Origin of the sequence: Xanthomonas sp. fls2-241-TYG-148 (genome assembly GCF_030208815.1) — a bacterium.
Classification (GTDB): domain Bacteria; phylum Pseudomonadota; class Gammaproteobacteria; order Xanthomonadales; family Xanthomonadaceae; genus Xanthomonas; species Xanthomonas campestris.
Window position 1 is genome coordinate 106,792 of the sequence record NZ_JARVTE010000015.1, and the last position, 18,149, is coordinate 124,940.

The window sequence follows — 18,149 nt, forward strand, 5'->3', positions numbered from 1 at the left end:
ATGTCTGCCGTCCTGCGTACGCTCACCGCCCCCGCCGCTGCACAGATCCGTCGCTGGGTGCTGGATGCCTTCCCGCGTGGCCAGAGCAGCATCGAATACGATCAGCCCCTGGGCGACGCCGGGCTGTTCGGCCCCGACAGCGTCACCTGGCGCATCCATGCGGAATTCCCCGGCATGCTCGCCGGTGGGCTTTGCGCGCTGATGTTGCAACTGCTGCACCCGCGCGCGCTGGCCGGGGTCTACGACCATTCCAACTTCCGTGCGGATCTGGTCGGCCGGCTGCGCCGCACCACCAACTTCGTTGCCGGCACCACTTACGCGCCGCAGGCCGAGGCCGAGCGGTTGATCGCGCGGGTGCGCGCCATCCACAGCCACATCGTGGGCCACACCGCCGACGGCATGCCGTACCGCGCCGACGATCCGGCGCTGCTGACCTGGGTGCACGTGACCGAAGCCTACGGGTTCCTGCAGGGCTGCCGCCGCTATTGCCGCGACGTGCCAGTGGACATCGCCGACCGCTACTACGACGAAGCGCGCCGCGTGGCCGAAGGCCTGGGCGCCACCGATGTGCCCGCCAGCGAAGTGCAGGTGGCGGCGTACTTCGGCCAGGTGCGCGGCGAGCTGCGCATGGATGCCCGCTCGCGCGAGGTGCTGGAGGTGCTGACCAGCATCCAGCTGCCGGTGCCGGCCGCACGCTTGTCGCGCGGGGTCTTTCTGGGCGCCGGCAACGCCCTGCTGCCGGACTGGGCCAGCGACATGCTGCAGCTGAGCAGCACACAGCGCCGCCAGGCCGGCGCCTCGGCGCGGCTATTGCGCCGGCTGTCGCCGCTGTTCCGGACCGCGCTGCGCGACGGGTTGTCTGCGCGCGCCTGCTGCCGCATGCAGCTGCCGCCTGCGGTGTTGTTGCAGTGGCCCGATGACGCTGTGGCGGTCGCATAGACGCAGGCGTGTCGTATCACGTTTCATCGTCACGGACTTTCGCGTCGGCGCGCATCCTTACGAACGCGCACCACCCGTAGGAGCGCGCTCGCGCGCGATGGGCCTTACCGATCACGTGCCGGCCGTTCACTTCTGTGCAGGCACCGGGCGAGCACTGCCATAGGCCTGCAAGGCGTTTTGCCGCGATGGCGTAGGCGCTTCGCCCGTGAGCCTCACAGTCATGGATTTCGTGACACTTCGCAATCGCAGCGGCATTGCGAACAACCTGCGATCACGCGTCATCACGGTACGCAGGCTTTGCAGTTGCAGCGGAGTCGCTGCGCGGGTGTTCTCGACGGTTTAGGCGTTCTCGGTAACACCCATCGCGCGCAAGCGCGCTCCTACATGTAAGGCGCGCTGGTGAAGTCTGGCGGTGAAAGCGTGAGGTGGCGCTGCGTAAGCAGGCTTTGCAGCTGCAGCAGAGTGGCTGCGCGGGTTCTCAAACGGTTTACGCTTTCTCGGTAACGCCCATCGCGCGCGAGCGCGCTCCTACATGTGAGGCGCTGGCGAAGTGTTGCGGCGAAGCGTGCGGTGGCGCTGCGTAAGCAGGATTTGCAGTTGCAGCGAGTAGCTGCGCGGGTTCTCAAACAGTTTACGCTTTCTCGGTAACGCCCAATCGCGCGCGAGCGCGCTCCTACATGTGAGGCGCGCTGGCGACCTCTGGCGGTGAAAGCGTGCGGTAGGGCGGCGCGAATGACGGTAAGCAGGCTTTGCAGTTGCTGCGCAGTTTGTTCTCAACTGTTTACGCGTTGTCGGTAACGCCCATCGCGCGCAAGCGCGCTCCTACGGGTGTGGCGCGCTGGTGAAGTCTGGCGGTGAGAGCCTGCGATGGGGTGGCGCATGGCATCACGGTAAGCACGCTGAGCTGCCGCTGTGTGGTGCTTGCGCTTGTGTCTAACGGCGCACGCGTTTTGACGTGTTCTCGGTAAGGCCCAATCGCGCGCGAGCGCGCTCCTACGGTTGTGTCGGTTTGCACTGCGTGCGGGCGCAACGCGCTTACCAGATTTTGACGCGCTGCTCCGGCGCCAGATACAGCTGCTGGCCCTGGGTCACTTCGAAGGCCGGGTACCAGGCGTCGAGATTGCGCACGGTCTGCGCGCGGAAGCGTCCGGGTGCATGCACGTCGGTGAGGACTGCGTTGCGCAGTGCCTCGTCGCGGTACTTGCCGCGCCAGGCCTGTGCAAAGCCCAGGAAGAAGCGCTGGTCTGGCGTAAACCCGTCCAGAGTCTGCGGTTGCTTGCCCTGCAACGACAGCTGATACGCGTCGTAGGCGGTGGCCAGGCCGGCCACGTCGGCGATGTTCTCGCCCAGGGTGAGCTTGCCGTTGACCGACAGATCCTCGAATGGTTTGTAGCTGCCGAACTGTGCGGCCAGCGCGTCGCTGGCGGTCTCGAACTTCTTCAGGTCCTGCGGCGTCCACCAGTTATGCAGCTCGCCATGTTCGTCGAACAGCGCGCCCATGTTGTCGAAGCTGTGGCTGATTTCATGGCCGATCACCGCGCCGATCGCACCGTAATTCACCGCATCGTCGGCGGCCGGGTCGAAGAACGGCGGCTGCAGGATCGCGGCCGGGAAGATCAGGCGGTTTTCCAGCGGCACATTCAGCGCGTTGACCTCCTGCGGCAGCATGTACCACTCGCCGTGATCCACCGGCTTGCCCAGCTTGGCCAGGTTGCGGCGGTACTCGAACAGCTCGGCACGTTCGACATTGCCCACCGCATCGTCGCGCCGTACCTCGAGCGCGCTGTAGTCGCGCCAGGTGTCCGGGTAGCCCACGGCCACGGTGAGCCCGGCGATCTTGGCCTTGGCGTGCTGCTTGGTCTGCGGGCTCATCCACGCCAGCGCGTCGATGCGCTGGCCGAAGGCGGCAATGATGTTCTTGACCATCGCTTCGGCGCGCGTCTTGGTCTGCGCACTGACGTATTTCTGCACGTAGCGCTTGCCCACCGCTTCGCCCAACGCGGCGTTGGTGGCGTCGATGCCGCGCTTCCAGCGCTGGCGCTGCTGTGGGGTGCCTTCCAGGGTGGTGCCATAGAAGCCGAAGCGCGCGTCGGCAAACGGCTTGGACAGGTATGGCGCGGCGCGGTCGAGCGCGCGGAAGCTCAGGTAGTCCTTCCAGGTTTGCAGCGGTTGCGATTGCACCAGCGCCGACAGTCCGGTCACCGCCTGCGGCTGCCAGACGATGAAGTCGCGCTGTGCCTTCAACCCGGCGGCTTCGAAAAATGCGCCCCAGTCCAGGCCGGGTGCCTTGCGCGCGAAGTCGGCCTGGGCCCAGGCATTGGCGCCGTTCTGCACGTTGTTGGTTTGCTCGGCACTGGCATGCACGCGTGCGATGGCGGTTTCCAGCGCCAGGATGCGCTCGGCCTTGGGCGCGGCATCGGCAATGCCGGCAAGTTCGAGCACGTTGACGATGTAGGCGCGGTACGCCTCGCGCATCTGCGCCATGCGCCCGCCATCCAGATAGAAGCTGCGCTCGGGCATGCCCAGGCCGCCTTGCACCAGGTACGGCACATACCGCTGCGGATGATGCAGGTCTTGCGACACCCAGAGGCCGAACAGGCGATCGGTGTAGAAATCGGTGGAATTGAGCAGGTCCACATCGGCGCGCAATTGCCCGCCGAGAGTGCGCGCCAAGGCTTGCTTGTCCTCGAGTTGCGCGATGGCATCCAAGGCCGGTTGCACCGGGCTCACGCCCTTGGCTTCGATGCCGGCCTCGTCCATGTAGGCGGCGTAGTAGTCGCCAATCTGCTTGTCTTCGCCGGTGACACGGTCGTTGGCGGCGTCGCCTTCGATGATGTCGCGGCTATGCTGCTCGGTCTTCACGGTGATGCTGGTGAAGCTGTTGAAGCTGGAGCGGTCGTCCGGAATCTGCGTGGTCTTGACCCAGGTGCCGTTGGCGTAGCCGAAGAAGTCATCGCCCGGCGCCACGCTGCGGTCCATGCCGACCACATCAAAACCGAAGTCGCCCAATTGCGGAGTGCTGGGCGCCGCCTTGCTGGCATTGTTCGCCGCCGAGGTGCCGCCATCGTGGTGGCAGGCGGTCGTGACCAGCAGCGTGGCCACGGTGGCGGCGATCAGGACAGGGCGGTGCAAAGAGACCATGCGGTGCAACTCGAAACCGGAACAGACTTCGCAGTGTAGGTCTCTGGCGCAGTCGCGTCCTGGCTCTGACGGGTGGTTCGCGTGAGGACGGGTCTTGCGGACACGCCTGGTTCAGCGCCGCCGTTGATACCAGAAGCCCAGCGCGTCGCGGGTCTGCAACATGCGTCGCCCGCGCCACAGGAACCGCAACAGCAAGCCCACATGCTCGCGCTTGGAAAAACTGCGCAGCTTGCGATCGGAGGTGTGCACGGTCTGGCGCAGGATCACAAAGCGCCCGCAGCGCGCCAGGCTGCGGCTGAGCGCGACATCTTCGCCGGCGTAGTAGCGCGTATCGAAGCCGCCGGCGCTGACGAATGCCGCGCGGGTACAGAACAAAAAGCAGCCTGGCGCAATGCCGCTGAGCCGGAAGATCCAGCCGAACACGGCCTGGGCCATGCGCTCCACCCACACCCGCTTGCCATGCAGATGCACGCGCGCGCCACCGCCCACCGCACCGGCATCCAGTGCCGCAAGCGCGGCAGCCATCACCTGCGGATTCACCTGCGTATCGGCATCCAGAAAGAGTAGGCGATCACCTTGGGCAGCCTGTGCTCCGGCATTGCGGGTGGCGGCGATGTGCCGCAATTCCACCTCGATCACGCTAGCGCCGTTGGCACGCGCGATCGCCGCGGTATCGTCACTGCAGGCATCAGCCACCACGATGGCTTCGTAGTCCAGTTGCATGGCCTGCGCACAGGCATGCAGGCACTGCAGCGTCTGCCCGATCAACGCGGCCTCGTCATGGGCGGGAATCACGCAGGAGAGCATTGCGGTTGCACTCGGTGGCCTAAGGACCCGCGCAGTGTGCAGGGGATGCGCGGGCCATGGCGTGAGCTGACGCGTCCGCAGCGCCTGCGGACGTGGTGTGGCTCAGCGGTTGACCGCGCCCATCATCGCTTCGGGATAGCGGGTGCCTGCCGCTGCCTGGGGCGGGAAGATGGCATCGATGCGGGCGAGCTCGTCCGGCATCAGTGCCACGTCCAGTGCGGCGATGTTTTCTTCCAGATAGGCCAACCGCTTGGTGCCCGGGATCGGCACCAGGTCTTGGCCCTGCGCCAGCACCCAGGCCAATGCCAGCTGCCCGGGCGTAACGCCCTTGTCGGTCGCGATCGCCTTGACCTGTTCCACCAGCTGCAGATTGCGGGTGAAATTCTCGCCCTGGAAACGCGGCGAATGGCGGCGATAGTCGTCGGCATCGAAGTCGTCCGGCGAGGCGAACGCGCCGGTCAGGAAGCCGCGCCCCAGCGGCGAATACGGCACGAAGCCGATCCCCAGCTCGCGCACGGTGGCGAACACGCCGTTGTCTTCGGGCTCGCGCGACCACAGCGAATATTCGGTCTGCACGGCGGTGATCGGGTGCACCGCGTGCGCGCGGCGGATGGTGTCGGCGGCGGCTTCGGACAGGCCCAGGAAGCGCACCTTGCCCTGTTCGACCAGGCGCGCCATGGCGCCCACGGTGTCTTCGATCGGCACGTTCGGGTCCACGCGATGCTGGTAGTACAGATCGATGTGCTCCACGCCCAGGCGGCGCAGGCTGGCCTCGCACGCGCTCTGCACGTAAGCCGGGCTGCCGTCGATGCCGCGCACGGACGGGTCGTTGGGATCGAGCTTGATGCCGAACTTGGTGGCCAGGAACACTTCATGCCGGCGCGAGGCAATGGCTTTGCCGACCAGCACCTCGTTGGTGTGCGGGCCGTACATATCGGCGGTATCGAGCAGGCTGATGCCGCGGTCGAGTGCGCGGTGGATCACCGCGATCGAGCTGGCCTCGTCGCTGCGATCGCCATAAAAGGCGCTCATGCCCATGCAGCCGAGGCCCAGGGCGGAAACGGTGGGGCCGGAACGGCCAAGCGAGCGGGTGTGCATGGTGGGGGAAACTCCGTGCAGGGGTGAGAGGGCGGCAGGATCGCGCGCGGGGTGTTAGTGCGGCGTGGCCCGTTGATCGGGCGTGCCCAACATGGACATCGGACGCGGGTGTCAATCAGGTGCGTGTGGTGAATGTAGGTGACAGCTGCACTGCATGCGCGCGCGCTGCGCTGCTGGTGTTGCGGTTTTGGAGGCGTGTTGCGCGATCAATGTGGCAGAGGTCGAGCGGCAGGGTGCAGCGGCGACCTTTCGCGATCGAAGTGCATCAAGTCCGCAATGACCACGACGCACGCACAGCGCCGTCGGTCTACAACGCCACCATGCATTTTCGTTTGCGTGCCATTGACTGCTGCGGAACACATCACCTTGCACAACAACTGCAAACGCTCCGCCTGCAGGCCGGCTACCGCGCGACGCGCGACCAATCCGCACCTACAACCTCACAACCTGCGCGCAGCGCCGCAATCAACGCCGCAACGGACTGCGCGCAAGGCCAGGCATGCACACAGCACATGTCTGGCCCCGCACTGGATCAGCCCTTGAGCTTGGCGGCGATGTCAGCCACGCGCTTGCCGAGCAACCTGGCGGTTTCCAGATCGCCGCTGCGCGGTGCTTCCTCCGGCGATGCGTCGGAGGGCGAGATGGCCAGTGCGCCGCCCCAGCCGGCGGTCCAGTTGATGTCCTGCGGGCCGTGCGCCTTGGTGTTGGACGGCGGCAGGCCGGTGCCGACCCAGACCTGGCCATGCTGCTGCGACAGGGTCCAGAAGTACTGGATGGTGGCGTACTTGTCGCCGTTCACCGAGGCCGAGTTGGTGAAGCCGGCGGCGACCTTGTCCTTCCACGCCTGCGTGAACCACGGCTTGGAGCTGACATCGGCGAACTTCTTGAACTGCCAGGCCGGCCCGCCCATGTAGGTGGGGCTGCCGTAGATGATGGCATCGGCCGCGCCGATCGCTTCCCAGGCTTCGTCGGGCAGGTTGCCGTCCTGGTCGATGCGGTACAGCGTGGCCTCGCCAACGCTGGCGGCACCGGCGTGCACAGCCTCGGCCTGCTTGACGGTATGGCCGTAGCCACTGAAATAGACGATGGCGATCTTGGTCATGTGCACTCCTGGGTTGAGGGAAGCCCCCATGGAAGCACGCGCCAGCGTGCAGATTAATGACCGCGGGCGGGACGAACTGTTGCCGAGGCCGCCAGGCCCGGGGCCGGCGCGCCGATGTGTTCCACCAGGTAATCGATGAAGCTGCGCACCTTCGGCGCCAGGTGGCTGCGGCTGGTGTACACCGCATAGATGCCGATGTCGGCCAGGTGGTAGTCGGGCAGGATGCGCACCAGGCGGCCGGCAGCGATGTGCTCGTCGGCGAGGAAATCCGGCTGAATCACCACGCCCTGGCCAGCCACTGCGGCCGCGCTCAGCACGTGGCCGTTGTTGGCGCGCAGGCCACCGCGCAGGCGCACGTCGACATCGCCGTCGGGCCCGTGAAAGCGCACATCGTCGCCGGTGGGCGCGTAGTGGTACAGCAGGCATTCGTGGCCGGCCAGGTCGGCCGGATGCTGCGGGGTGCCCGCGCGTGCCAGATAGGCCGGGGCTGCGCAGGGCACCAGCCGCACCGTGCCCAGCCGCCGGGCAATCAGGGTGGGCGCGGGCTGGCGGGTGATGCGCAGCGCGACATCGAAGCCTTCTTCGACCATGTCCACCAGGCGGTCGGACAGCGACAGGTCCAGTTCCACCTGCGGGAAACGCGCGCGGAAGCCGGGCAACAAGGCGGCCAACTGTACGATGCCGAAACTCACCGGCGCGTTGACCCGCAGCAGCCCGGATGGCGCCAGCGCCTGCGCGCCCACCGTGGCTTCCAGGTCGTCCAGGTCGGCCAGCAGCTGCAGGCAGCGCTGGTAATAGGCGGTGCCGGCGCTGGTCAGGCTGACCCGCCGGGTAGTGCGGTTGAGCAGGCGGGTGCCCAGCCGTTGTTCCAGCGCGGCCACCTGCCGGGTGATGTTGGCGGTGGAGCGGTCCAGTGCATCGGCGGCGGCGCTGAAACCGCTGCGCTCGGCCACCGCCACGAACACGCGCATTGCATCCAGGGTATCCATTGGCGGTCGATTGTTGCTGTAGTCGCAATAAATTATCCGAATTGGCGCGGTTTATCCGATTTTTGCACGGCATACCCTGTGTACCTTGGCTGCCATACCGGCGCCGCCCCGGAGCTCGCCCATGTTCGTCCTGCCCTCGCTGTACATCTCGCATGGCTCGCCCATGACCGCGCTGCGGCCGGGCGAGCTGGGGACGCAACTGGCCGCGCTGGCGCAAGGCCTGCCGCGCCCACGCGCGATCGTGGTGGCCAGCGCGCACTGGTTGGCGCGCCGGCCACTGGTGGGTGCTGCCTCCAAACCCGTCACCATTCACGATTTCGGCGGTTTCCCCCCGCCGTTGTACGAGATCGAGTATCCGGCTCCGGGCGCCCCGGCGCTGGCGCAGCAGGTGACGCGCCTGCTGGAACTGGCTGGCCTGCATCCGCAGCAGGACCCGCAGCGCGGCCTCGACCATGGCATCTGGGTGCCGCTGCGCATGCTCTACCCGCAGGCCGACATCCCGGTGGTGCCGCTGTCGATCCAGCCGGAACTTGGCCCGGCTCACCAGTTCGCGGTGGGTCGCGCGCTGGCGCCGCTGCGTGCGGAAGGCGTGCTGGTGATCGGCTCGGGCAGCATCACCCACAACCTGCACGACCTGCACCAGGGCTATAGCGCCGAGCGCGAGGCACCGTATGTGCGTCCGTTCATCGACTGGACCGAGCGCAGGCTGGCCGACGACGACGTACCCGCGTTGCTCGATTACCGGCGCCAGGCACCGCACGCCGCGCGTGCGCATCCCACCGACGAGCATCTGTTGCCGTTGTACGTGGCGATGGGCGCGGCCGGTGGCGACCGGCTCGGTGCGCAGCGGATCGACGCCGGCATCGATCAGGGCCTGATCGGCATGGATATCTACCGCTTCGATGGTGCGCAGGCGGTGGACCAACCGGTGGCTGCGTAATCGGGCGTGCGCGGTTGCTGTGCGTGATATCGACTCAGTGGTTGGATGGCTGCCGCATTGCCATCGTTACCAAGTGCTGCGCCGCGATGCGTGAGCGGCGGGCTTCACGCAGGGCCGCATCACGGTGATGCCGCATGAGGTGAACAGGCGCGGCGCGCTGCATGGCGCGCCAGCCCTGAAGGGTTCACCGGCTCAGGGCGCCAGTCTCACGGAGTGAGACGCAAACCGGCATGCTGTCTGGGTGAAACTCCTCGACAAGCTCGCTGTCCTCGCCGACGCCGCCAAGTACGACGCGTCCTGCGCCTCCAGTGGCGCCAACAAGCGCAATTCGCTCGGCACCGGGGGCATCGGCAGTACCGAGGGCATGGGCATCTGCCACTCGTACACGCCCGACGGCCGCTGCGTGTCGCTGCTGAAGATCCTGCTCACCAACTTCTGCGTGTTCGATTGCGCGTACTGCGTCAATCGGGTGTCCAGCAACGTGCGCCGCGCGCGCTTCACGCCAGAAGAAGTGGTGACGCTCACACTGGACTTCTACAAGCGCAATTACATCGAAGGCCTGTTCCTGTCCAGTGGCATCATCCGCAATTCCGACTACACCATGGAACAGTTGGTGGAAGTGGCACGGCAGCTGCGCGAGGAGCATCACTTCGCCGGTTACATCCACCTCAAGACCATCCCCGATGCGTCGCCGGAATTGCTGGCCGCCGCCGGCCGCTACGCCGATCGTCTGAGCATCAATATCGAATTGCCGACCGAGCAGGGGCTGACCCAGCTGGCGCCGGAAAAGAGCGTAGGCGGTATCCGCGCGGCGATGGGCGAGCTGCGCTGGCGCATCGAAGAAAACCAGCTGGAGCGCAAGGCCGAAAAGGTGCGCCGCGCCAAGCCGCCCAGGTTTGCGCCGGCGGGGCAGAGCACGCAGATGATTGTGGGTGCCGACGGTGCCAACGATCGCAGCATCCTGGCCACCAGCCACAATCTTTACGGCAATTACCGGATGCGCCGGGTGTATTACTCGGCTTTCAGCCCGATCCCGGATGCCTCCTCCAAGCTGCCGCTGCAGGCACCGCCGCTGCAGCGCGAGCATCGGCTGTATCAGGCCGATTGGTTGCTGCGTTTCTACGAATTCAGCGTGGAAGAGATCGCGCCGTCGCAGTCCAGCGGCATGCTGGATCTAGACGTTGACCCGAAGCTGGCCTGGGCGCTGCGCAATCCGGAGCGGTTTCCTGTGGATCTGAATCAGGCGCCGCGCGAGATGTTGTTGCGGGTGCCGGGCCTGGGGACCCGCAACGTGGAGCGGTTGTTGTTGTCGCGGCGGCATGCGCGGTTGCGGGTGGGCGATCTGGCGCGGTTGCGGGTGCCGATGAAGAAGCTGCTGCCGTTTGTGAGTGTGCTGGATCATCATCCGCGGCAGCGGTTGGATGATCCGGCGCGATTGCGGGCGCAGTTGGCGCCTGCGCCGCGGCAGGCAAGTTTGTTCGATTGACGCCTGTGCCTTCTCCCGTCGGGAGAAGGTGCCCGAAGGGCGGATGAGGGTACGGTTGCGCGCGATCATGGGTGCTTGTGTCTTGTTCGACTCATTAAGTGCAGAGCTTTCGCGCCTGTCGGCGCGAGTCACTTTTGTTTCGGCAAAAGTCACCACAACCATTTCGCCTGACGTGATCCGGTGCGATACAGCCGCACCATTGCCCTGTGCTCCTCGCCATACGCGGCACGGCGCCCAAACTCGCTGCGCTCAGACAGGGCGCCTCTTCGGCCACGCATGGCTGCGGTGCGCGGCTCGCTCCAAGGCGAGTTGGTGAAGCAAAATCAACTGCGACACGCGACACGCGACACGCGATACGCGACACGCGACACGCGACACGCGACACGCGACAAGCAATCAGCAGTATCAGTAGCAGAAATAACCGCAAAAGCCCGCGAAAAAATCGCAACAACGCAACGAGAGTGCCGCCAGTAGAGCGATGGCGAAATCGGAAATCTTGAGGTCAGGTGCAAGCGATGTTCAGCGCTGAAGTTGAGCCAGGTTGGAGTCTTGAGGCATGGCGTGCGTTGGCGCGGGCGGGGTGGTGTGCGCAGGTGGGGCCGGATGCGGTGGATTGGAATGGGGGCGCGCAGGGTGGGTTGTTGATGGGGCAGGGGGTGCTGGATTTGCCGGCGGTGGTGGCGGGGCCGCGGGTGTCTGCGGAGTTTCTGCAGCTGGCGTCGGCGGTGTTGTGCCATCGCGATGTGCAGCGGCATGCGGTGCTGTACCGGTTGTTGTGGCGGATTGCCTCTGGTGAGCGGGCGTTGCTGGAGCGGGCCACCGATGTGGATGTGCATCGGGTGATGCAGTGGCAGAAGGCCGTGCAGCGCGATTCGCACAAGATGAAGGCCTTTGTGCGCTTCCGGCGTTTGCCGGGTGAGGAAGAAGAATTCGTGGCCTGGTTCGAGCCCGAACACTGGATCCTGGACCGGGTGGCGCCGTTCTTTGCGCGGCGGTTTGCCGGCATGCGCTGGGCGATTCTCACGCCGTACCGCAGCGTGCGCTGGGATGGCGAAGCGTTGACGTTTGGCGAGGGCGCGGCGCGCAACCAGGTGCCCGCCGACGATGCGCAGGAAACACTGTGGCGTACCTACTACGCGCACATCTTCAATCCGGCGCGGCTCAATCCCACCATGATGCGGCAGGAAATGCCGCAGAAATACTGGAAGAACCTGCCCGAGGCCACGCTGCTGCCGGAGCTGATCCGCGAGGCCGGGGTGCGTGTGCGCGAGATGGCCGAACGCGCGCCCGAGCCGGTGCGGCGACGGGTGCCGGCAACGCCTGCGGCGTTACCAGCCGTGGCTGCGCAGAGTCTTGCGCAATTGCGCGTGGCCGCGCGCGATTGCCGGCGCTGCGACCTATGGCAGCCGGCAACACAGACGGTGTTCGGCGAAGGACCGGACGACGCAGCGGTGATGGTGATCGGCGAGCAGCCGGGCGACGAAGAGGATCTGAGCGGGCGGCCGTTTGTGGGCCCGGCCGGGCGCTTGTTCAATCAGGCGCTCGGCGAGCTGGGGATCGATCGGCAGCGTTTCTATGTCACCAATGCGGTGAAGCATTTCCGTTTCGAGCAACGCGGCAAGCGCCGCTTGCATCGCAATCCCGAACGCAGCCATGTGCAGGCGTGCAATGGCTGGTTACAGGCCGAGCGTGCGCAGCTGCGGCCCGCACAGATTGTGTGCCTGGGCGCGACGGCGGCGCAGGCGGTATTGGGGCCGGGCTTTCGCTTGATGCAGGAGCGCGGGCAATGGCAGCGCCTGGACGATGGCACGCCGGTGCTGGCCACGGTGCATCCATCCTGGGTCTTGCGGCAAGGCACGCCGTCGGCGCGCGACGCCGGCTACCGCGGATTTGTCGCGGATCTGGGCCAGCTGTTGCAGGCACCGCCAGCGTAGTTGCCGGTATCGGTGCAAAAAAATGCGCGTGCAAACGCACGCGCACGGTGTCGCAGTTCGAACGACACCAAGGGAACGGCGTGAATACCGGCCGTTCCGTCACCGCCGCTTCGCGGTGATGTCGCAGCCCGCGGGAGCCGCACCTGAAGCGACTGGACGTCGCAACGGTGCCGCATGTCGCAAGGCCTGCACAGGCGTAGGAGCGCCCCAGCACGCAATCAGGCATCCCAGTGACGCGTCACGCGTGCCGGGGCGCTCCTACATAAAGCAGTGCAACGCGCTCTGAAAAAAACCGCCTGTGCGCGTGATCGATCACCGCAGGCAAGCAGCGGTGATCAGCCGCACAGGCATGCCGATTACGGCATCAGCACCTTGTCGATCACGTGGATCACGCCATTGCTCTGCATGACGTCGGCCGTTGTGACGGTGGCGGTGTTGCCCTTGGCATCGGTCAGAGTGACCTTCTTGCCGTTGAGCTTTGCAGTGAGCGGTTCGCCCTGCACGGTGGTGAGCGTGGCGCTACCGCCGCCGGCCTTGATCTTGGCGATCAGCGAGGCGGCGTCCACCTTGCCGGCCACCACGTGGTAGGTCAGCACCTTGGTCAGCGTGGGCTTGGATTCGGGCTTGAGCAGCGTGTCCACGGTGCCGGCCGGCAGTGCGGCAAATGCGGCATTGGTGGGCGCGAACACGGTGAACGGGCCCGGGCCCTTGAGCGTGTCGACCAGGCCGGCCGCCTTTACTGCGGCAACCAGGGTGGTGTGGTCCTTGGAATTGACGGCGTTGTCGACAATGTCCTTGGTGACCAGCATCGGTGCGCCACCCACCATGGGGTTGGAGGCGGCGTAGACCGGCGCGACGGCGCTGGACAGGGCAATGGCGGTGGCAATGGCAAGCGACTGGAGAGACGTCTTCATGGACAGCGATCCTTTGAGTGGACGATCGCCTGGATGGCAACCGTACGCTTCAATACGCCGGCCACTCCGGCGCGGATGCATCACGCCGCGTCGACATTTCCGCTTCCGTTCGGACTCGTGACAGAAACGTTATGCCGCTGCACGCTGAGATCGCCGGCCGGTGCGCCCACCTGTCGCCGCACCGCATGCATGTCGCGGACCGGGCGCACTTCGATACAGCCGGTGGCCGCCCAGGGGAAGGTGGCCGCGATGCGCAGCGCCTCGTCCATGTCGGCGGCCTCGATCAGGTTGAAGCCGCCCAGCACTTCCTTGGTTTCGGCAAACGGCCCATCGCTTACGCGGACCGCGCCGCCGCGCACACGCACGCTGCGTGCGGTGGTCGCCGGCTCCAGTTGTTGCGCCTGCAGCAGCTGGCCTTGCTGGTGCATGACATCGGCGTTGGCGAAGCAGTGCCGCATCATGCTGTCGGCCTCTCCATCCGGCAGCGTATCCAGCAAGGTGGCATCCAGATAGACCAGCAACAGAAACTGCATCGGCGCATCCTCGCAATCGTCTGCTGCCGAGTGTAGCCGGCGGGCCTTGCGCTGCGGCGGTTCCATCCCCGCGCGCAAACGCGGTATGTTCCGTCATCGGTGCCGTGTTGCGGTGCCACATGCCTTGCCGCGACGCGGCCGATTTTTTCTGGGTTTTGCATGCATTCGATTGATGTCGTCCTCGCCATGTTGCTGGCGGTCGCGGCCAGCGGTTACCTGATCCGCATCCTGCCGTTCTCGTTGCCCTTGCCGTTGGTCCAGATCGCGCTCGGCGCGGTGGTCTCCGGTGTGTTCGATGCCGGACACGAGCTGGAACCGGAGTTGTTCTTCCTGCTGTTCCTGCCGCCGCTGCTGTTCCTGGATGGCTGGCGCATTCCCAAACAAGGCCTGTTCCGCGACAAGGCGGCCATCCTGGAACTGGCGCTGGGGCTGGTGGTGTTCACCGTGGTCGGGGCGGGCCTGCTGATCCACTGGCTGATCCCGGCGATGCCGCTGGCGGTGGCGTTCGCGCTGGCGGCGATCATCTCGCCGACCGACCCGGTGGCGGTGTCGTCCATCGCCTCCAAGGTGCAGATTCCCAAGCGGCTGATGCACATCCTGGAAGGCGAGTCGCTGCTCAACGATGCCTCCGGCCTGGTGTGTTTCCAGTTTGCGGTGGCTGCGGTGCTCACCGGCACCTTCTCGGTGGCGACCGCATCGCTGACGTTTCTATGGGTGGCACTGGCCGGCCTGGGCCTGGGCGTGGCGACCACCTTCGGGCTGAGCCGCATCCAGGCCTGGATCTGGCGCCACTTCGGCGAAGAACCCGGTTCGGCGATCCTGGTCAACCTGCTGACACCCTTTGCCGCCTACCTGCTGGCCGAAGCCTTCCACGCCTCGGGCATCCTGGCGGCCGTGGCCGCCGGCATCACCATGAGCTACGTGGAAATGGCCGGCAATGCGCCGGGCAACATGCGCCTGCAGCGCTCGGCGGTGTGGGACACGGTGCAGTTCACCTTCAACGGCATCATCTTCGTGCTGCTGGGCGAGCAGCTGCCGGGCATCCTGGACGGTGCGGTGCGCAGCGTGCAGGAGGCCGGGCACCTCAATCCATGGTGGCTGGCGGTCTACGTGGCCACCATCAGCGCCAGCCTGATGGCGCTGCGCTTTGTGTGGGTGTTCCTGTCGCTGCGTTGGAACCTCTTCAAGGCGCAGCGGCGTGGCGAGGCACATGTGAGCCCGCCATGGCGGATCGTGGTGGCGGTGTCGCTGGCCGGCGTGCGCGGCGCGATCACCCTGGCCGGCGTGCTCACGTTGCCGTTGGTGCTGGAAGACGGCTCGCCGTTCCCGGCCCGGCAGCTGGCGATCTTTCTGGCCGCCTCGGTGATCCTGGTGTCGCTGCTGGTGGCCAGCGTGGCGTTGCCGCGCCTGCTGCGCGGCCTGGAGTTGCCCGAGGAAGAAGACGAGCAGCTGAAGGAAGACCTGGCGGTGAAGGCCGCCTCGCAAGCGGCGCTGGAGGCGGTGGAGAAACTACGCCAGCGGCTGGTGGAAGACAGCGCGCATGCCGAGCGCTACAACGCCGCCGCCAATCAGGTCAGCCAGCGCTATCAGCGCAAGCTGGGCGCGGTGGACATGGCCGAAACCGACCCGGAAGAGGCGGGCGCCTTCGAACAGGCGCTACGCCAGTTCCGCCACGCCGCGCTGGTGGCTGAGCGCAACGAGCTGTTCAAGCTCGCCCGCCGCCGCGAGATCTCCGACGACCTGTCGCGACGGCTGGTGCGCAATCTGGATCTGATCGAGTCGCGGAAGCGGGCGTGAGCGCGCCTGCGGTGCGCGGGAATTGGGAATCGGGAGTGGGGAATCGTAAGAGCCAAAGCGGCTCCGGCGGCGTAGGAGCGAGCTCGCGCGCGATGGGGCTCTCCCGGTGATGCGGGTTGATCGAGAATCGAGAGTCGAGAATCGGTAAGCGTAAAACCCAGCGCGGCAGTGCGGCTCTGGCTGCGTAGGAGCGCGCTCGCGCGCGATGGAGCCGTCCCGGTGAAACTTCTCGCACACAGATGCGCGCCTGCATCTCACATCGGCCATTCGCGACACGCACTCCAACGGCCCCGTTCGCTACGCACAAGCGCGCGCTGGCAACGGTCGGGAGACACCATCCCATCTTTACGCCTCCCATCTTCATGGCGCACGGCCTACCCTGTGACGCTGATCGTTCCAGTGCAGAACCCAATGACTCCGATCGTTTCCATCCAGGGACTCAGCAAGACCTACGCCGGGGGATTCCAGGCGCTCAAACGTGTGGATCTGGACATCCAGCGCGGTGAGATCTTTGCACTGCTCGGCCCCAACGGCGCCGGCAAGACCACCTTGATCAGCATCATCTGCGGGCTGGTCAATCCGAGCACCGGCACCGTGCTGGCCGATGGCCACGACATCGTGCGCGACTACCGCGCCGCGCGTGCCAGCATCGGGCTGGTGCCGCAGGAGCTGGCCACCGATGCGTTCGAAACCGTGTGGGCCACGGTGCGCTTCAGCCGCGGCCTGTTCGGCAAGCCGGCCAATCCGCAATACCTGGAGTCGGTGCTGCGCCAGCTGTCGTTGTGGGATAAGCGCAACAGCAAGATCTCCACCCTGTCCGGTGGCATGAAGCGCCGCGTGCTGATCGCCAAGGCGCTGGCGCACGAGCCGCGCATCCTGTTCCTGGACGAGCCCACTGCCGGCGTGGACGTGGAGCTGCGCCACGACATGTGGCAGATGGTGCGGCGGCTGCGCGAGCAGGGCACCACGGTGATCCTGACCACCCATTACATCGAAGAAGCCGAAGACATGGCCGACCGGGTCGGTGTCATCAACCGCGGCGAATTGGTGCTGGTGGAAGACAAGCACACGCTGATGCGCAAGCTCGGCAAGAAGCAGCTCAGCTTGAGCCTGCAGGCGCCGCTGCAGGTGATTCCCGCACCGCTTGCCGACCTGCCGCTGGAACTGTCCGCCGATGGCACCAGCCTGATCTACACCTTCGACACCCAGGCCGAGCAGACCGGCATCGGTGCGCTGCTGCGCCGGCTCAACGAGCAGGGCATCGATTTCAAGGACCTGCATTCCAGCGAAAGTTCGCTGGAGGAGATCTTCGTCAACTTGGTGCATGGCGCACGCAACGCGGAGGTGCGCGCATGAACCTGCATGCGATCGGCGCAATCTACCGCTTCGAAATGGCGCGCGCGTTCCGCACGCTCACCCAGTCGATCGCCTCGCCGGTGTTGTCGACCTCGTTGTACTTCGTGGTGTTCGGCGCGGCGATCGGTTCGCGCATGGGCGCTATCGACGGCATCAGCTACGGCGCCTTCATCATCCCCGGCCTGGTGATGCTGTCGCTGCTCAACGAAAGCATCTCCAACGCCTCGTTCGGCATCTACATGCCGCGCTGGGCCGGCACCATCTACGAGGTGTTGTCCGCACCGGTGGCGTGGTGGGAGATCGTGATCGGTTATGTGGGCGCGGCGGCGACCAAGTCGGTGATGCTGGGCTTGCTGATCCTGCTCACTGCGCGGCTGTTCGTGCCTTACGAGATCGCGCACCCGGTGTGGATGCTGGGCTTTCTGGTGCTCACCGCGCTGACCTTCAGCCTGTTCGGTTTCATCATCGGCATCTGGGCCGACGGCTTCGAAAAATTGCAGGTGATCCCGTTGATGGTGGTGACGCCGCTGACCTTCCTGGGCGGCAGCTTCTACTCGATCAACATGCTGCCGCCGATCTGGCAGAAGGTCACCTTGTTCAACCCGGTGGTCTACCTGATCAGCGGGTTCCGCTGGAGCTTCTACGGCAAGGCAGACGTGCATATCGCGGTGAGTACCGGCATGACCTTCCTGTTCCTGCTGGTGTGCCTGGGCGTGGTGGCGGCGATCTTCCGCAGTGGGTATCGGCTCAAGGCGTGAGGCGTGAGTGCAGTGGTTTTGTCGGCCGCATCCTGGTGGATGCCGTCGTAAGTCCAGGTCAAACGCGTCGGAAGTCCGGATCAAACGCTGAGTGGGTCGAGTGCGCGGTGCCCTCGCCACTTGCGGGACACGCCGTGAACCCGTCCCTGGGGGCTCGGTGGCGGCCTCCATGCCGCCACACGGTCCCGCAAGCGGCGAGGACACCGCACCAGAACGTCTGCTGGTTGCTTCGTTGAAAGCCATGCACACCGACCATTGGATGCCGACTGAAGTTCAGGTCAAACGCGTCGGAAGCGCAGATCAAACGCGTCGGAAGCGCAGATCAAACGCTGAGTGGGTCGAGGGCGCGGTGCCC

The 18,149-nt window shown here is 65.9% G+C and carries 14 protein-coding genes and 1 pseudogene; 8 read left to right on the forward strand and 7 right to left on the reverse strand.

Translation table 11 applies throughout. The annotated features are described in order from the left end of the window. The gene (locus QRM60_RS15825) at positions 1-939 is read left to right on the forward strand and encodes an oxygenase MpaB family protein (RefSeq protein ID WP_115572393.1); all 939 of its coding nucleotides are present in this window, start codon (positions 1-3) and stop codon (positions 937-939) included. A 1,035-nt stretch (positions 940-1,974) separates the two neighbouring features. Here QRM60_RS15825 and QRM60_RS15830 read toward each other — a convergent pair. From QRM60_RS15830 to QRM60_RS15850, 5 genes are all read right to left on the reverse strand, one after another. After that, positions 1,975-4,080, reverse strand: coding sequence for a M13 family metallopeptidase (locus QRM60_RS15830; protein WP_285446576.1), 2,106 nt, complete (start codon positions 4,078-4,080; stop codon positions 1,975-1,977). Between the two features lie 111 nt (positions 4,081-4,191). Then, positions 4,192-4,887 carry a glycosyltransferase gene (locus tag QRM60_RS15835; RefSeq protein WP_228426469.1) on the reverse strand — a complete coding sequence of 232 codons (696 nt, stop codon included), beginning with the start codon at positions 4,885-4,887 and terminating at the stop codon, positions 4,192-4,194. A gap of 102 nt (positions 4,888-4,989) precedes the next feature. Then, positions 4,990-5,985, reverse strand: a complete 996-nt coding sequence (locus tag QRM60_RS15840) for an aldo/keto reductase (protein ID WP_285446577.1) — start codon at positions 5,983-5,985, stop codon at positions 4,990-4,992. Positions 5,986-6,517: 532 nt separating this feature from the next. After that, positions 6,518-7,087 carry a flavodoxin family protein gene (locus QRM60_RS15845; RefSeq protein WP_115572396.1) on the reverse strand — a complete coding sequence of 190 codons (570 nt, stop codon included), beginning with the start codon at positions 7,085-7,087 and terminating at the stop codon, positions 6,518-6,520. 53 nt (positions 7,088-7,140) lie between these two features. Next, positions 7,141-8,076 (reverse strand): LysR family transcriptional regulator, encoded by a 936-nt coding sequence (locus QRM60_RS15850; protein ID WP_285446578.1) that lies wholly within the window; start codon positions 8,074-8,076, stop codon positions 7,141-7,143. A gap of 121 nt (positions 8,077-8,197) precedes the next feature. Between QRM60_RS15850 and QRM60_RS15855 the strand changes: the two genes are divergently transcribed. The 3 genes from QRM60_RS15855 to QRM60_RS15865 all read left to right on the forward strand — a co-directional run bounded on the left by QRM60_RS15855 (position 8,198) and on the right by QRM60_RS15865 (position 12,436). Next, positions 8,198-9,016: a class III extradiol ring-cleavage dioxygenase gene (locus tag QRM60_RS15855; protein ID WP_285446579.1), complete on the forward strand. Its 819-nt coding sequence runs from the start codon at positions 8,198-8,200 to the stop codon at positions 9,014-9,016. Between the two features lie 241 nt (positions 9,017-9,257). Beyond that, positions 9,258-10,502: a putative DNA modification/repair radical SAM protein gene (locus QRM60_RS15860; RefSeq protein WP_285446580.1), complete on the forward strand. Its 1,245-nt coding sequence runs from the start codon at positions 9,258-9,260 to the stop codon at positions 10,500-10,502. A gap of 515 nt (positions 10,503-11,017) precedes the next feature. Beyond that, positions 11,018-12,436: a UdgX family uracil-DNA binding protein gene (locus tag QRM60_RS15865; RefSeq protein WP_285446581.1), complete on the forward strand. Its 1,419-nt coding sequence runs from the start codon at positions 11,018-11,020 to the stop codon at positions 12,434-12,436. A 356-nt stretch (positions 12,437-12,792) separates the two neighbouring features. Here QRM60_RS15865 and QRM60_RS15870 read toward each other — a convergent pair whose 3' ends face one another. Together QRM60_RS15870 and QRM60_RS15875 are read right to left on the reverse strand one after the other, a co-directional pair. Beyond that, positions 12,793-13,350 carry a fasciclin domain-containing protein gene (locus tag QRM60_RS15870; protein WP_012439348.1) on the reverse strand — a complete coding sequence of 186 codons (558 nt, stop codon included), beginning with the start codon at positions 13,348-13,350 and terminating at the stop codon, positions 12,793-12,795. An 80-nt stretch (positions 13,351-13,430) separates the two neighbouring features. Continuing rightward, complete coding sequence (locus QRM60_RS15875; RefSeq protein WP_285446582.1) at positions 13,431-13,883, reverse strand: YciI family protein; 453 nt, start codon at positions 13,881-13,883, stop codon at positions 13,431-13,433. A gap of 159 nt (positions 13,884-14,042) precedes the next feature. On the opposite strand from QRM60_RS15875, the gene QRM60_RS15880 reads away from it, so the two are divergent. The 4 genes and pseudogenes from QRM60_RS15880 to QRM60_RS15895 form a co-directional block, all read left to right on the forward strand. Next, on the forward strand, positions 14,043-15,680 hold the full coding sequence (locus QRM60_RS15880; RefSeq protein WP_011038744.1) for a Na+/H+ antiporter: 1,638 nt from the start codon (positions 14,043-14,045) through the stop codon (positions 15,678-15,680). Between the two features lie 411 nt (positions 15,681-16,091). Then, positions 16,092-17,036, forward strand: a complete 945-nt coding sequence (locus tag QRM60_RS15885) for an ABC transporter ATP-binding protein (RefSeq protein ID WP_057673357.1) — start codon at positions 16,092-16,094, stop codon at positions 17,034-17,036. Further along, complete coding sequence (locus QRM60_RS15890) at positions 17,033-17,794, forward strand: ABC transporter permease (RefSeq protein ID WP_011038742.1); 762 nt, start codon at positions 17,033-17,035, stop codon at positions 17,792-17,794. The genes QRM60_RS15885 and QRM60_RS15890 overlap by 4 nt, the downstream gene beginning before the upstream one ends. A gap of 169 nt (positions 17,795-17,963) precedes the next feature. Continuing rightward, positions 17,964-18,149 (forward strand): annotated as a pseudogene (locus QRM60_RS15895) (hypothetical protein); the annotation flags it as partial.